This is a genomic window from Vibrio syngnathi (assembly GCF_002119525.1).
In the GTDB taxonomy this organism is placed as follows: domain Bacteria; phylum Pseudomonadota; class Gammaproteobacteria; order Enterobacterales; family Vibrionaceae; genus Vibrio; species Vibrio syngnathi.
On the sequence record NZ_CP017916.1, the window covers coordinates 2,485,414 to 2,501,784 of the forward strand.

Annotated in this window: 14 protein-coding genes; 7 read left to right on the top strand and 7 right to left on the bottom strand. The window is 44.4% G+C overall.

Annotated elements, in window-relative coordinates:
• Positions 1-5 precede the first annotated feature (5 nt).
• From treC to gmhB, 5 genes are all read right to left on the bottom strand, one after another.
• Positions 6-1,691, bottom strand: a complete 1,686-nt coding sequence (gene treC, locus K08M4_RS11355; protein ID WP_086049929.1) for an alpha,alpha-phosphotrehalase — start codon at positions 1,689-1,691, stop codon at positions 6-8.
• Between the two features lie 140 nt (positions 1,692-1,831).
• Positions 1,832-3,256 (bottom strand): PTS trehalose transporter subunit IIBC, encoded by a 1,425-nt coding sequence (treB, locus tag K08M4_RS11360; RefSeq protein WP_086049930.1) that lies wholly within the window; start codon positions 3,254-3,256, stop codon positions 1,832-1,834.
• A 204-nt stretch (positions 3,257-3,460) separates the two neighbouring features.
• Positions 3,461-4,405: a trehalose operon repressor TreR gene (gene treR, locus K08M4_RS11365; protein WP_086049931.1), complete on the bottom strand. Its 945-nt coding sequence runs from the start codon at positions 4,403-4,405 to the stop codon at positions 3,461-3,463.
• A 90-nt stretch (positions 4,406-4,495) separates the two neighbouring features.
• Positions 4,496-4,837, bottom strand: a complete 342-nt coding sequence (locus K08M4_RS11370; protein ID WP_086049932.1) for an MliC family protein — start codon at positions 4,835-4,837, stop codon at positions 4,496-4,498.
• Between the two features lie 63 nt (positions 4,838-4,900).
• Positions 4,901-5,452 carry a D-glycero-beta-D-manno-heptose 1,7-bisphosphate 7-phosphatase gene (gmhB, locus tag K08M4_RS11375; RefSeq protein ID WP_012604624.1) on the bottom strand — a complete coding sequence of 184 codons (552 nt, stop codon included), beginning with the start codon at positions 5,450-5,452 and terminating at the stop codon, positions 4,901-4,903.
• A gap of 240 nt (positions 5,453-5,692) precedes the next feature.
• On the opposite strand from gmhB, the gene metN reads away from it, so the two are divergent.
• From metN to K08M4_RS11390, 3 genes are all read left to right on the top strand, one after another.
• Entirely contained in the window at positions 5,693-6,727 is a 1,035-nt protein-coding gene (metN, locus tag K08M4_RS11380; RefSeq protein ID WP_017096798.1) for a methionine ABC transporter ATP-binding protein MetN, read from the top strand.
• Entirely contained in the window at positions 6,717-7,400 is a 684-nt protein-coding gene (locus K08M4_RS11385; protein WP_086049933.1) for a methionine ABC transporter permease, read from the top strand. The genes metN and K08M4_RS11385 overlap by 11 nt, the downstream gene beginning before the upstream one ends.
• A gap of 66 nt (positions 7,401-7,466) precedes the next feature.
• Positions 7,467-8,276, top strand: a complete 810-nt coding sequence (locus K08M4_RS11390) for a MetQ/NlpA family lipoprotein (protein ID WP_086049934.1) — start codon at positions 7,467-7,469, stop codon at positions 8,274-8,276.
• Positions 8,277-8,394: 118 nt separating this feature from the next.
• Here the strand turns inward: K08M4_RS11390 and K08M4_RS11395 are convergent, their stop codons facing one another.
• Together K08M4_RS11395 and syd are read right to left on the bottom strand one after the other, a co-directional pair.
• Complete coding sequence (locus K08M4_RS11395) at positions 8,395-9,171, bottom strand: Zn-ribbon-containing protein (RefSeq protein ID WP_017089735.1); 777 nt, start codon at positions 9,169-9,171, stop codon at positions 8,395-8,397.
• Positions 9,172-9,175: 4 nt separating this feature from the next.
• Positions 9,176-9,721: a SecY-interacting protein gene (gene syd, locus K08M4_RS11400; RefSeq protein WP_017089736.1), complete on the bottom strand. Its 546-nt coding sequence runs from the start codon at positions 9,719-9,721 to the stop codon at positions 9,176-9,178.
• 131 nt (positions 9,722-9,852) lie between these two features.
• Here syd and queF point away from each other — a divergent pair, with 131 nt between their 5' ends.
• From queF to ppnN, 4 genes are all read left to right on the top strand, one after another.
• Positions 9,853-10,698: an NADPH-dependent 7-cyano-7-deazaguanine reductase QueF gene (gene queF / locus K08M4_RS11405; protein WP_086049935.1), complete on the top strand. Its 846-nt coding sequence runs from the start codon at positions 9,853-9,855 to the stop codon at positions 10,696-10,698.
• 55 nt (positions 10,699-10,753) lie between these two features.
• Entirely contained in the window at positions 10,754-13,012 is a 2,259-nt protein-coding gene (locus K08M4_RS11410; RefSeq protein WP_086049936.1) for a tetratricopeptide repeat protein, read from the top strand.
• A gap of 118 nt (positions 13,013-13,130) precedes the next feature.
• Positions 13,131-14,696, top strand: coding sequence for a sensor domain-containing diguanylate cyclase (locus K08M4_RS11415; protein WP_086049937.1), 1,566 nt, complete (start codon positions 13,131-13,133; stop codon positions 14,694-14,696).
• A gap of 287 nt (positions 14,697-14,983) precedes the next feature.
• Positions 14,984-16,348, top strand: coding sequence for a nucleotide 5'-monophosphate nucleosidase PpnN (gene ppnN, locus K08M4_RS11420; protein WP_086049938.1), 1,365 nt, complete (start codon positions 14,984-14,986; stop codon positions 16,346-16,348).
• Positions 16,349-16,371 lie beyond the last annotated feature (23 nt).

Below are 16,371 nucleotides of genomic sequence, written 5' to 3' on the forward strand. Positions count from 1 at the left end.
CAAGGCTAATCTTCAATCAAGAGAATACGCGTCTCATAAGGTCGCAGCACTTGGTGATGAGACGCCACTAAACTCTCGCTTACTTGATAATTAGACAACAAGCTCTTAGCCTTCGCCATCTCAAAACGTTCAGGTAAAACGCATTCAGCCTCTTTACCATAATAGTTGTTAATACAAACCAAAGTCTGGCTTTCACTCTCGCGAGAATACGCAAATACCGACGGGTGCTCAGGCAGCAAATCTTGATAACGACCATGGGTAATCACTGGCACTTCTTTACGCAACTCAATCAAACTCTTGTAGAAATAGAAAACAGAGTCTCTATCTTCCAGAGCTTGCTCTGCGTTGATCTCAGTGTAGTTATTCGCAACATCAAGCCATGGCTGAGCTCGTGAAAATCCTGCGTAAGTTTCACCGTCCCATTGCATTGGCGTACGAGAGTTATCACGAGATTTCTGCGCTAAGATCGCCATCATATCTTGATGAGCCACACCATCACGGTTAACCATGATGTCGTACATATTAGTACTCTCGACATCACGATACTGGCTAATTTCAGTATAACCAGGGTTGGTCATGCCAATCTCTTCACCTTGATAGATATACGGTGTGCCTTGCATCATGTGCACAGAAGCAGCCAACATTTTAGCCGACTCAACACGATATTTTTGATCGTTACCTAAGCGGCTCACGACTCTTGGTTGGTCATGGTTACACCAAAACAGTGCGCCCCACCCTTTGCCGTTCAAACCGGTTTGCCAATGATTGAAGATCGACTTGAGCTGTAAGAAATCAAATGGTGCATTGGTCCACTTCTCACCATTGGTGTAATCAACCTTAAGGTGGTGGAAGTTAAACACCATCGATAGCTCGCTGTTATCAACGTTTGAATACTGCTGACAATGCTCTAGTGTCGTTGAAGACATCTCGCCGACGGTCACGCTACCGTATTTCTGGAATACCGCTTCGCTGATCTCTTTTAAATATTCGTGCACACGTGGGCCATCGGTATAGAAACGCCGACCATCACCAATATCATCATTCGGGAAATCTTGCTGCTTTGAAATCAGGTTGATTACATCTAAACGGAAACCATCGACACCCTTCTCAGCCCAGAAGCTAATAACATCTTTCACTTCTTCACGTACAACCGGATTCTCCCAGTTGAGGTCAGCTTGTTCTTTGGCGAATAAGTGTAGGAAGTATTGTCCAGTCGCCTCATCTAATTCCCATGCATTACCACCGAACTTAGACTGCCAGTTCGTTGGTGCTTGGCCACCTACTGGATCTTTCCAGATGTAATAATCGCGGTACGGGCTGTTTTTGTCGCCCAAAGCAGATTGAAACCATGCATGCTCTGTCGAAGTGTGGTTTACCACGATATCCATCACGATGCGAATGCCACGTTGGTGCGCTTCAGACAGCAATAAGTCGAAGTCTTCCATAGTGCCGAATTGAGGATTAATCGCGTAGTAGTCTGAAATATCGTAGCCATTATCGATCATAGGAGATGCGTAAACCGGGGTTAGCCAAATCGCATCCACGCTCAAGTTTTTGAGGTAATCCAGTTTCGAAATGATCCCTTTGATATCGCCAGTACCTTTACTGCCACTGTCACAAAAGCTCTTTGGGTAGATTTGATAGATGGTTGCGGTTTTCCACCAGCTTTCATCATGTTCAGTCATCGCCATCTCTAACACTCACTTACCAGAAAATATAAAATAAAAATCACCATGTGAATCATGGTCGAATAGCCGTTATAACTAAAAGAAAAAGCTATAAATAAGAGAAAGAGCGATGACTTACTTGAAGTCATCGCTTATTAAATGCATTACGCGTTGGCGGTTTCTAGCTCGCCTTTCATCTGTGCTCGTTTATAGAAGAACAATGTCAGCGTTATCGGCAGTGCAACCGCCACCAGCATCGCGACTAAGTAAATCGACCAATATTGAGGTTGAATCGATAAGATACCCGGCAAGCCACCAACACCGATACCATTCGCCATCACACCTGCGCTACCACAGATTGCAGCCGCTGCGGCACTGCCGATCATTGCGCTCAGCATTGGGAATTTGTATTTAAGGTTGATGCCGTACATCGCTGGTTCCGTCACACCTAGGTAGGCTGAGATTGCAGCTGGTACTGAGATGTCTCGCTCGCCTTCACGCTTACTCAAAATAATAATGCCAACTACAGCAGATGCTTGTGCAATGTTTGATAGCGCAATCAAAGGCCAGATTGGTGTGCCACCTAAGTCTTGCATCAGTTGTAAGTCCACAGCGTTGGTTGTGTGGTGAATACCTGTGATAACCAAAGGTGCGTATAAGAAGCCAAATACTACTGACCCAAGAATGGCGAAGTCACCAGTCATTGCCACTTTAGCCGCGAATGCCACACCATCGCCTAACATACGACCGAATGGGCCAATGAAAGCGTGCGCTAGAATCACAGACAAGATGATCGAAACAAATGGCACTACCACTAGGTACAAGTAAGCTGGGACAATGCGCTTAAGGTTAGTTTCAATGAACGCCAAAGCCACACCCGCTAACATCGCAGGGATCACCTGGGCTTGATAACCGACTTTCTCAATCACGAACAAGCCAAAATCCCACACCTCAGGTACCGATTTACCTATCATGTAAGCGTTCATCAACTGTGGAGAAACTAAGGTCACACCAAGCGTAATACCCAAAATAGGCGTTCCGCCGAGCTTCTTAACCGTTGCCCAACACACACCAACCGGTAGGAAGAAGAAAATAGCTTCGCCGATCAACCATAAGAATGAGTGAACGGTTGCCCAGAATTGACTGATTTCAACTAAGGTTTTGCCGTCGAACATGCGAATGTCGCCAATCACATTGCGAAAACCAAGAATCAAACCACCAGTAATGATGGCTGGCAGCAGTGGTACGAAAATTTCGGCTAAATGGGAGATACCACGCTCAAGGAAGTTCATATTTTGGCGAGCCGCCAGTTTCGCCTCATCTTTTGATGATGCATCTTTACCGGTTTGCTCAATCAGAAGTGCGTACACCTCATCAACCTCGGTGCCAATAACCACTTGGAATTGACCTGCGTTAGTAAAGCAGCCTTTTACCAGCTTAAGCTTCTCTAATTCTGCTTTGTTCGCTTGTTCCGTATCGTTCAATACAAAACGCAGTCGAGTTAGACAATGGCTGACACTCGCAATATTTTCTTTGCCACCGACTAACTCGATAAGACGCGCAACGTCTTGCTTCGCTATCTTACTCATACTACCCCACCCTGGTTTCATTCAATTACTCATCTAAACCATGCAGCGATAACTACTCGGATTTAGATTAATGGGAACATTCCCAATCACAGTTATTATAATGCCCACGTGAATGATAAATTAAAATGGGAACAGTCCCATTAATTGAAAGAGATCACACTCTAATTTTAATCTAAGCGGTTCAATTTCGCTTAACTGAGTGGATTATAGAATAGGAGATTGAGTGTGATGAGAGATCTCTGCATTGCCTAAAAGCTGAGAGATCAATAGATTAGCGGCCAATTTACCCGCAGATTGATATCCAGGATCAATGCTAAATACTCGCGGGAACAAGAAAGAGAGAAGATCATTACCACCAACGCCCGTGACGACCACATCTTCACGTTGTAGCTCTTGTAGACGTTTGATGACACCAAGAGCCAATGTGTCGCTGGCACAAACAAGTGCTTGAGTGGTCGGAGTCAGTACCTCATCCACCAGCTGATAAGCGCTTTCATGATGAAGCTGACCAGTGCGATAGTTCGCAATCACTCCAGTGCTTTCGCACCAATCGATATAAGCCTTAAGACGCAGCTCACCGGTTGATTTATCGCTAGGATCAACGCCGATAAAGCCAATATCAGAGATCCCCTGATCCGACAGATGCGCCAATGCACTGTTGATCACCTGCTGGTTATCATAGTTAATCGACGTCACGTTCTCGGTATCCAGAGCAATCACAACCGCTTTGTGTTCCCACGCTTCGATCGCAGGGATATCACAGTCAGTAAAGCCAAACACAATGATGCCATCAACATTGCGACGTTTAAGAACCTGAAGGTGCTCATTGGCTTTATCTCTATCAAGTTGGCTTTCCATGATCACCACATCGTAATCCGCTCGATACAACTCAGTCAGCATAGTGCTAACGGCTTTGTTTTCAGAGGGAGAGTCCAGACGAGAGATGATCACACCGATGACTTTTTGGCTGCCACCGCGCATAGATTGTGCAGACTTTGAAGGTGTATACCCTGATTCTTGAATTACTCTTTCCACCCTTTCACGGGTTTCAGGTTTCACTTTTGGATCATTGGTCAAAACGCGAGATACGGTAGACTTACCAACACCGGACAGCTTAGCAATATCGAGAATAGTAAGTTTTTTGCTCATAAGAAGTCTGACGTTAAAGGGAAGAAAAAGAAAAAGTGAGGGTGACCCCCCTCACTTAACTGTTTGTAAAACCTAGTCGTTAACTATGACCTACTTTCGGCAGTTTTTATAGATAACACGACCAAGTTCTAGACGAGCGTTGTCGCCTTTCGTATGTAAAGTGACGCTGTTAACCAATTCAGAAGTACCATCATCTAGGATGTATTTCGTACCTGAACCGGCTGCGATTTGCGTTAGGCGATATTCATTTTCAGGTAAACGCAATACCGCTTTTTCATTACCAAGATAAGCGACCTTAAATGAAACATCGGACTCACATTGATAAGTCACGAATTGATCGTCCGATACTGCGCTCTTAGTCTCAGGAGCTGCTGATTTAGAGCATCCGAATAACGCTACAGTACATAGAGATGCTATCAACAATGCTTTCATACTGCGTTCCTCATCTTTATATTGTGAATAACACTTATATCTAAGTGAAAGAGACTTAGTCTCTTAACCTTTTAAGAATGCTGGTACATCTTTAATACTGTCAAGCACGACACTTGCAAGCGCTTCACCTTTTTCAGTGATTGGCTTACCAGTTCTTACCAGTACTTTAGTGCCAACACCCGCCGCCTCTGCAGCCATCATGTCTTCAGCTTTATCGCCGATCATGACCGAGTTAGCCATATCAATCTTCAGAAAGTCACGCGCAGAAATGAACATGCCTGGCTTTGGTTTACGACATTCACAATCTTGTTTGTAGTCACCAACACCGTGCTCAGCGTGGTGCGGGCAGTAATAAATACCATCTAGCTCAACGCCGTTATCAACAAAGTTCCAATCCATCCACTGCGTTAGAGAAAGAAAACGGTCTTCACTAAACATGCCGCGAGCAATACCAGATTGGTTGGTCACTAACACCAATAAATAACCCATATCTTTAAACGCTTTCGCCGCTTCAAACACACCATCGATGTATTCAAAGTCATGTTCATCATGTACGTAGCCGTGATCAACGTTAATCACACCATCACGATCTAAAAAAACAGCAGGTTTAGACAAAATTCAGTTCTCTATCAACTCTCTATTAATCATTAATTATTACACGCTTTATTTGCTTCATCACTATCTATTTAGTTTTGCGTTCGTTAACGATTTGTTTCTAGTTTAACTTCGCAACTCGCGTTTAGCCGTCTAGACGTAAAAATATCTATTGACTTAGATCATAGAACACCATAGCATCATCTGTAAATCGAGTGAGTCATCAATATATTATTCTGTTCTACCTGCACGGGTTTCTCTATGATTAAAGTGAATCAAGTCAACAAGGTTTTCTATCAAGGCACTAAAGAAATCAATGCCTTAATTGATATCAACCTCCACATTCCTCAAGGTCAAATCTTTGGAGTCATCGGCTCTTCAGGTGCAGGCAAAAGTACCCTTATTCGTTGTGTAAACATGTTGGAAGCTCCAACGTCAGGTGAGGTGATTGTTGACGGTATCGACCTAACAAAACTCAGCAAATCAGAACTTAGCGAAGCACGCCGTAACATCGGCATGATATTCCAACACTTCAATCTGCTGTCTTCTCGTACTGTATTTAACAACGTAGCACTGCCTTTAGAGCTTGCTGGTAGAGATAAAGCTGCGATTGAAGCGAAAGTGAGTGAGCTACTTGAGCTTGTCGGCCTATCGGATAAGCGTGATACCTACCCTGCGAACTTAAGTGGCGGTCAAAAGCAGCGTGTCGCTATTGCTCGTGCGCTAGCTTCAGACCCGAAAGTACTACTGTGTGATGAAGCGACCAGTGCTCTGGATCCAGCAACGACTCAATCTATTCTTGAGCTGCTACGTGAAATCAACCGCAAGCTACACATCACGATCCTACTTATTACGCACGAGATGGACGTAGTGAAAAGCATTTGTCACGAAGTCGCGATCATTGGCGGTGGCGAGCTAGTAGAGAAAGGCACAGTTGGCGACATCTTCGCACACCCTAAGACAGAGCTAGCACATCAGTTTATTCGCTCAACGCTAGACCTATCTATCCCTGAAGATTATCAAGCGCGTTTGCAAGAGACTCGTGTTAACAGTAGCTACCCATTAGTGCGTCTTGAGTTTACTGGTGCAACCGTTGATGCTCCACTGATGACGCAAATTGCTCGTAAATTCAATATCGATGTCAGCATCTTAAGCTCTGACCTCGATTACGCCGGCGGCGTGAAGTTCGGCATGATGGTCGCTGAGCTGTTCGGTAATGAAGCAGATGATAATGCTGCTATCCAATTCCTACGCGACAACAATGTAAAAGTAGAGGTGCTTGGTTATGTCCTTTAGTTTCAACGAGATTGCTGACTGGATCAGCCTTAACGGCAACCTTCTACTCGAAGCAACTGGCGAAACGCTTTACATGGTTGCTGTTGCTGGCATCGTTGGTTTCGCTGTCGGTATTCCATTAGGCGTGATTCTACACACCACTAAAAAAGGTGGTCTGTTAGAGAACACCAAACTAAACAAGATTCTTGGTGCCGTTGTGAACGTGGGCCGTTCAGTGCCTTTCTTAGTACTGATGGTAGCGATCATCCCTCTCACTAAAATGCTGATCGGCACCTTCATCGGTACAACCGCAGCGATTGTTCCACTCACCATTGGAGCAATCCCATTCGTGGCTCGACTTATCGAGAGTGCACTACTTGAAGTACCAACAGGTCTAGTGGAAGCAGCTCAGTCAATGGGCGCAACACCAACACAAATCATCAATAAGGTTCTGCTTCCTGAAGCACTGCCGACTATCATCAACTCAGTGACAATTACGCTAGTGACTCTTGTGAGTTACTCGGCAATGGCCGGAACTGTGGGTGGTGGTGGCCTAGGTGATGTCGCGATTCGTTACGGATTTCACCGCTACGATGTGATTATTATGGCTGTGACCGTCGTCATGTTGATTGTGCTGGTACAAATTATTCAATCAATCGGTGATTCATTAGTTCGCCGCGTTGACCACAGATAACGACTTACAGACCAAAATCAAAGTCGTCTGAACCAAATTAAATAGATTTATTAAAAGGAGATTATTATGAAATTTAACCTTAAAGGTTTACTTACTATTGCAGCAGCAGCTTCAGCGCTAGTACTAGCAGGTTGTGGTGATAAAGAAGTCGATACTTCTAAGATCAAAGTTGGCGTAATGGCAGGTGCAGAAGCACAAGTTGCTGAAGTCGCAGCTAAAGTCGCGAAAGAGCAATACGGCCTAGATGTTGAACTGGTCACTTTTACGGATTATGTAACACCTAACGCAGCGCTAGATGATGGTTCTATCGACATCAATGCATTCCAACACACGCCGTACCTAGATCAGCAAGTTGCTGACCGTGGCTACAAACTAACGATCGCTGGTAACACTTTTGTTTACCCTATTGCTGGTTACTCTAAAGAAGTTAAATCGGTAGACGAAATCCAAGATGGTGCTCGTATTGCTGTACCAAACGATCCAACAAACCTAGGTCGTTCTCTACTGCTTCTTGAGCAGCAAGGTCTACTTGAACTTCGTGAAGGTGCAGGTCTTCTAGCTACCGTTCGTGACATCGTTGGTAACCCTAAGAACCTAACGATTGTTGAACTAGACGCAGCTCAACTGCCACGTTCTCTTGATGATGTAACTTTATCTATCATCAACACTACTTACGCGAGCTCTATCAACCTGACTCCACAAAAAGACGGCGTATTCGTTGAAGACAAAGATTCTCCATACGTGAACCTAATCGTTTCTCGAGAAGACAATCTAAATGCAGAAAACGTACAAAACTTCGTTAAAGCATACCAAACTGAAGAAGTATACAACGCAGCTTCTGACATATTCCAAGGTGGCGTAGTTAAAGGTTGGTAATCAGCTAAAATAGTACCTTATAGATACCGAAAGGGGCTGACTCAATGTCAGCCCCTTTTTTAATGATGAAGGTTTGCTAGAAAATAAAGCTTCTCAGGGTTAATCGAAATGAAGTCGATTACTTGAGGTGATCCCAAGAGATATTTGACACCAATCGGCAATCATCACACTTGAAATAGAAAATATCGTGGATTGGTGCATCAAGCAGCCATTCACCACCACATTGCGGGCATTTACGCTCTTTTTCAGCTTTCAGGCTGATCCCACCGACACGATATAAGTAGTAGTAAGTTGGAATCTTAGTCAGAAATTCAATGCGCCCTCTTAAACCCCAACCGCGTTTGAACAGTACGCTTTTGGTATCACTGATCTCGGTCAACGTTGCATGTTCAGCACGGCAACCACCGCCCATTTGTACTTCATCACAGGCTTGCCATTCGGTCTGCCATTTCAGTACGGCTTTATGATCGCCATTGAATGTCGGCGGGTTACGATATAGTGGGATCGGTAACAAGCTATCGCCACTACGCAGTGGTGAACAGGTATGAACAAATGTCGTGTATAACACCTGCCAACTTGGCGTTTCATCTTCGGCTACTTCTTCGGAATTAAGATCTCGGCCAAGCAGACGCATCTTAGGCGCTAATAAACTCGCCGCAGATAAGCGCTCGAAACAGACTTTGACGAAGTCTGAGTGATTACGTGGGTGTAAACTATCTTGCTCAGGGCACACTACGCGAACATAGAATTCACCGTCGCCCATCACGATTGGAAACTCACGACCTAACACTTGTCCATTATAACGAAGTGCATCCATCAAGCCATTAACCGCCTTGTCGACAGCGCTTACCGTTGTGTTATCAAAACACTCAAATTGAAGTTCTAGTACGTACATCTATTTATACCGCTGGTTGTAGCTTTTCTAAAAATTCTGCCAATGTCTCGGCTAGTACATCACGATTTTTGGTACCTAAGCGCTCTAGGATCACGTTACCCGTTAGGTTACAGATAGAGATAACATCCAGTTCAGCATCAGTCGCGGCAATGAAAACCGTTGGTTTTAGCTTTAAACGACGCTGAGTGACTAAGTGACCTAAAATGTTTTCTTGTAGGCATTCGAAGTCTTCATCACTCCAAATCTGTAACAGAGTCAGTTCGTTACCATCGAAGGTCGCGTTCATATCTGCGCTGAATTGTGCGCCGTAGAAAGTTTTGATGTCTTCGTGCAGAGTCAATTCAATTCCGGTTTCAACGTTCGTGAAATCCGCGAATTGCTCACGTGGATAGTGCTTCCACAACACGGCGTCGCCACTCTTTTCTTCTACGCATGGTGATACGATGTCCACCAGCTCCTCATTACGAGGTAAGCTTTGGTGTTGCTGCTGCCACGCGTCAACGTATCGCTGACTGAAAGAAAGTAGTGCGTCTTGAGCGCGTTGAGTCATGAAAATCTCCTAAACACAAAATAATAAATAGAATCCGAGCTCTTTCCGTGCCGATTAAGCGATGACTTAATGACAGGGTAATGGGGATTCAGTAAAATCGACCCCATTCTAATCGAATTTGAAACGAAAGTATGAGCAAATATTCTGACGCAAAAGAGCTAGCGGGTTTAACCCTTGGCCAAAAAACTGAGTACTCTAACCAATACGATGCAAGTTTATTGCAGCCAGTACCTCGTAGCCTTAATCGCGATGATCTTGCGCTAAACGGAGAGCTGCCTTTTGTTGGTCATGATATTTGGACGATGTACGAGCTTTCGTGGCTAAACGCCAATGGCTTACCACAAGTGGCAGTTGGTGAAGTGTTCATTCCGGCAACCAGCCAAAATTTGATTGAGTCAAAATCTTTCAAGCTGTACCTGAACAGCTACAACCAAACTCAGTTCGAAAACTGGGAGCAAGTCACTGAGCGCCTGACCCAAGATTTGTCTGCATGTGCAGGCGAACCTGTGGTTGTGAATGTAAACTCAGTAACCGACTACACGAACCAACCTATCGTGACGATGGAAGGTGACTGTATCGACAACCAAGATATCCAAATCACCAGCTATGATTTTGAAGCGTCACTACTTGAAGATGCGGCTGGAGATCAAGAAGTAGAAGAAACTCTGCATAGTCACTTATTAAAGTCGAACTGCTTGATCACCAATCAACCAGATTGGGGCAGCGTAGAGATCGCATATTGCGGTAAGCAAATTGACCGTGAAGCTCTGCTACGCTATTTGGTTTCTTTCCGTGAGCATAATGAATTCCACGAACAGTGTGTTGAGCGTATCTTCACTGACATCATGAAATACTGCGCGCCATCGAAACTCACCGTGTTTGCACGTTACACGCGCCGTGGTGGTCTGGATATCAATCCATACCGTTCAACAGAACAAGATAGACCAAGCCACAACAGGCGTATGGCTCGCCAATAATAGGCTCGATACACACACCTATTGGAACCTACCTCATCTTTAAAAGGACATTGAAATGCGTTGGTTATACGTTGTTAGTCTATTCATTTTAAGCTTAAGCACATCGGTTAATGCGTCGATCTATTCGTCGGCACTCCTCAATGAAGCCAATAACTTGGTTGAGATAGAACCGAGCCAAGCAAAACGAATGGCCAACAGCTACCTAACGCTACGTATCCTTTCAGATCAACGCGAAAAGAGCCCGTCAGCTATTTCTCGTGAAGAGGCCGACTCTTCGATTAGAACCCCGAACAGCAGTATCGATGCGTATAAGATCTTAGCGAAAGCAGAGTTTAATCTAGGCAACATTCGTATTGCGATTCAGCACATCGACAAAGCCTCTGAGCTAGCAAAAACCTATAAGCTTGAGTATCTAAAGTTAGATCTGGAAATACTTAAAGTTAGGTTACTTTGGCTTACGGACAGAAAATCTGCCCAAGCAGAATCTGAATTAGAGAAAATCGAAGTAAACCTTGAGTCGGTCAACAAAACCCTACGCCTGACGGAAGGGATTACCTATCGTTTGATCATGTTAAAAGCAGAGGTTGCCTCTTATAACAACAACGTAGGAGATGCTGAAAAGCTCTATAAAGAAGCAAAAACCTACCTAGAACAGCGTTACTCGGAAAAAGTCGTCATCGACTATCACATCGCGGTTGGCGAGTTTTATCTGACTCATAAAGAGTACAACCATGCACTGTCTGAGTTATTGTACGGCTACTGGAAATCCGTTGAAGGTAACCTGAGTGCACGCTTGGCTAAAGTAAATAGCCTGCTTGCGCAACTTTTCTTTGAACGCCAAGTATTAGATAAAGCACTAGAACACCTATCTCAAGCCGCTGATTTTTATGATAACTTTGAAAGCTCCCCCGTCTTAGCACAAGTGCTCAAGAAAATGGGTGATGTGTACTTCTTTCAAGGAAAATACAACCTTGCCCTCGTGCACTTTTTCAATGTCCTTGACCATGAGAGTACCGACCGAGACATCCACCAAGTCATTGATATTCGTTTAAGTTTATCCGCAACTTACTTACGACTTTATAACTACCCTTTAGCTGAACAATACCTAGCACGAGCCCTTGAACTTCTAGAGTATTCCGACATACCTAAGTTGGAAGGTCGCGCGGCACTCTTATCCGCAGGTTTGGCATACCACCTACAAGAAAGCGAAGATGTAATTAAGCATGCGACACGTGCGCTCGAGATTTCACGTCAGGTAGAAAACACACGCCTGTCGCAACACGCCTACCAATTGCTCTCTTTAGGTTATGAGCAAGCAGGGCGTCCACAACAAGCGTTAGCAAACCTCAAGCAATACAATATCCTTGTCTCTTTAGAACAACAAAAACTCAACCGTGTTGGTGAAGACGCATTCCGCCAACAAAAAGAGTTTGCCGAGCAAACGCTCCACTATGTAGGTCAAGAACAAGAATTAGAGAAATACAAACTTGAGCACCATAAGTTCCAGAAAATATCGTTCGCCTTATTTTTGTTCAGCATTGTCTTATTCTTCTTTGTGCTACGCCGAGGCTACATCATTCAGACATTAGTCACGGAAATGGATTCACTGCGTACCGACCTATTTACGCACTCACGTTCAAAGCTTCCAAATCTAAGGATGCTAAACGCGAAGCTATCAAATTCATTAGAACAAACCAGCCAAAATTTTGAACAATGGCAACTTGGTGAGCTGATTCATGAACCGCTCAACGACCGCTTACGTTTTGTGATGATTGATTTGCCGTTCCTACGTAATATGTACACTCAGAACGGTTATAAAGCAGGTTTAGAACTCGAAGATGCTTTCGGCGAGTTCCTTAAATCTAAGCTTGAAGGTCCGGCACGCGTCTATCACTTCTCCGATGCGAACTTACTTTATATCGAACCAAATGCTGACCGTGATCTATCGCCTGAGGCTATGTTCAAAAAGATTCAATCTTGGGTTAATCACTTCGAACCAGAGCGAAACATTAACCGAACCGTCCGCATGGGCATCGCTGACTACCCGTTCTTGCCACGCGCTTACACCGCAATTAACGATCAAGAGCTGCTCGATGTACTATTGATGTCAACCAATCTGGCACGAGAAATCAGTCTCAAAGAGCGCAGTAGCCAATGGGTTTACCTTAAAGCCATAGATAATGCACCAGCGGCGAGTCTTGCAACAGGTAACATAAGAGAAGCTTGTAAACATGCGATTAATCAAGGGTTAATAAAGATACAATCATCTCATCAGAATGAGGACAATATCAAAAAAATGCTAAAAGATGACTGATTTACGAGCTGTTAAACGTCGTAGCTCGTGACCTTATTTTTAGTTTTGTTATTATCAAGGTCACGAAATTTCATCTAAACGATCGAGTACGATCTACGCGGCGCTATTTAATATATCTATGGGCATTCTTGAAAAAGACATTCAGGCACAACTCCACCAGCTAAAATATCAGTTGGATCAAGTCCGCTTGACGCAAAGAGATACCTCGTTCAAATTTATTCGAGAACAAAAAGTTCTCAAGCGTATCGTTACATCTTTAAGTGATGCATGTGTTGGCAGCAACACTCGTTTAGATGAAAATCTCATTGCCCTTAGGGAAGAGCTAGAAAAACAAAAAGATATTAGCTCAATGATCCCAAAGCTGGCTGTATTAGAAAGGATGCTTAAGCAGAAAACGTTGGCTATGGATAAACAGAATGGATATCTAGACGATAGCATTAAGCACAGTGGGGAAACGCTGCAGCGCATAACTGGCCTTCCAGCGCAGCTTAAACGCGACCTACGAAACTTACTTAGCTTCTCCGAATGCAATGGCAGTCAGAAAATCGACCATGCTATGAAACTTCTCGGTATTTATGAGCGTGCCATTAAGATTATGGCGAATAATTCACGCACTCATTTTGCCGACGCTACGCATTCTCCGGAACAAGAACTCCTTTCCGACCTATCAAACGAATTACAGCATCTGATCACTGAGCTCGATTTCGAGGGTGAATCTGGTGATTTGCTTACCGATATTCGAGCGAAGCTACTACTTGGTGTTTCAACACAAAACCTACTTGAGCTCGCACTTCAGATCCTCAAACTGGTGCTTGATGGCACGAGCCTAGAGCGTAAGCAGTCTGAACAATTTATCGAACAACTCAATTCCTCGCTCGCTTCTAGTATCAAAACAGCAGACCAAAATGCCGACCAGAGCCAAAGCTACTTTGAGCACCGCCAAGGCCTTAACTCTGAGTTGAATGAACTTGTTACTAAGAGCCAAAACTCTGTTGATAAAGCAACGGACATTGATAACTTAAAGCTTTCGATAAACCCGCTGCTCAGTGAAATTGCCTCTCTTTCAGAAAGACTGAATCACGCAGAGCAGAAAGAACAAGCTCTAATAGAAAGAATGAACTACGGAAAAAACCAGTTAGATTCTCTCTATGAAGTCACCCAAGATTACCGTAAGCGCCTAGAAGATCAGGCTCAGCGTATGCTGCTTGACCCTCTGACTAAGATCTACAACCGTACCGCCTTCACCGATCGTTTAGAGTTAGAATATCGTCGCTGGATTCGCGCACAACACTCACTAAGAGTCGTGCTGCTAGATATCGATAACTTCAAAGCAATTAATGATAGCTTTGGTTATACCGCTGGTGACAAGGCACTCAAGATCATAGCAAGAGCCATCACCAAAGAAATTGGTACTACCGATACTGTCGCTCGCTTTTCTGGTGAAGAGTTCATCTTGCTACTCCCCGAGCAAAGCGATGAATATTGCCATCAGGCGACTCAAAGCATCCAGAATCAAGTAAGCCGCTTACCTTTTAAATTCCGTGACCAACAAATCACAATTACCTTGTGCGCGGCAAGTACTCAGTTTAAAGAATCAGACACACCTGAAGAAGTATTAGAACGACTCAATAAAACACTAAACAAAGCCAAACAGCGTGGTAACAACCAACTTGTTTGGGACTAAGACCGCCCTAAATTCAATTTATTTCATTTTTTCAAATACTTATCACATACCATATCCCTCAATGTTTGCTAAACTAATGATTAACATTCGCTTAACAAGCATTGTTGGCAAGCAATGCTGTATTTAAATATCAGAGCAATGCTATAAAAGCCATTAAGCAATACTGTCGTAACCGTTTCGTCTGGTTAACTATCTCGCCTTTAACCAAACACTTTCAACGTTTGCTTCTCACTCTCGAGCCAGAGGGTCACTTCAACGTCCCCTGCTCTTTTCAACAAGGAGGCATTATGATCACTCATATCAGCCCTGCCGGTAGCATGGATTTACTCTCTCAACTTGAAGTTGAGCGTCTTAAGAAAACCGCGTCTAGTGATCTGTACCAACTGTATCGTAACTGTACGCTGGCGGTACTAAACTCAGGTAGCCACACCGACAACTCCAAAGAGCTGCTCGATAAATATCAATCGTTTGATGTTGAGGTTGTGCGTCGTGAGCGTGGTATCAAGCTCGAATTGAGCAATCCACCAGAGCATGCCTTTGTCGACGGTGAAATCATCAAGGGTATTCAAGAGCACCTATTTTCAGTGCTGCGTGACATTGTCTACGTCAACATGCACCTTGCAGACAACCAGAGACTCAACCTAACTAATGCCACTCATATTACTAACCTTGTGTTCGGCATTTTGAGAAACGCAGGCGCGCTTACGCCCGGCATCGAACCTAACCTGATAGTGTGCTGGGGTGGGCACTCAATTAATGCCACTGAATACCAATACACTCGTGAAGTGGGTAACGAATTGGGTCTGCGAGAGCTGAACATCTGTACCGGTTGTGGACCGGGCGCAATGGAAGGCCCGATGAAAGGCGCGGCAATTGGTCACGCTAAGCAGCGTTATACAGATCATCGTTACTTGGGGCTTACTGAACCTTCGATCATTGCGGCTGAGCCACCAAACCCGATCGTCAACGAACTGGTGATCATGCCTGATATCGAGAAGCGTCTTGAGGCGTTTGTTCGTATGGCGCATGGCATCATTATTTTCCCTGGCGGTCCTGGTACGGCCGAAGAGCTGCTGTATATCTTAGGGATCATGATGCACCCAAATAACGTCGACCAACCAATGCCGATTGTGTTGACAGGTTCAAAAGAGAGTGAAGCTTACTTCCGTTCTATCGATAAATTCATCGGCGAAACCTTGGGTGAAGAAGCACAGAAACACTATGAGATCGTGATTGATGACCCAGCACGCGCTGCGAAAATCATGAAGCAAGCAATGCCAGATGTACGCTCTCACCGTAAAGAGACTGGCGATGCCTACAGCTACAACTGGTCACTGCATATTGAACCTGAGTTCCAACTGCCCTTCGACCCGACACATGAGTCTATGGCGGCGCTCGATCTGCATATGGATCAGAAAACAGAAAGCCTTGCGGCTAATCTGCGTAAAGCTTTCTCAGGAATTGTGGCAGGTAACGTCAAAGCCGAAGGTATTCTAGAGATAGAGAAACACGGCCCGTTCCTGATTGATGGCGACAAAGAGCTGATGAACAAAATGGACCAACTGCTTAATGACTTTGTTGAACAACATCGAATGAAGCTGCCGGGCGGCACTGACTACGTTCCTTGCTATAAAATTATGCCTAGTAGCTAACAACGGCAAGTGATTGATAACCG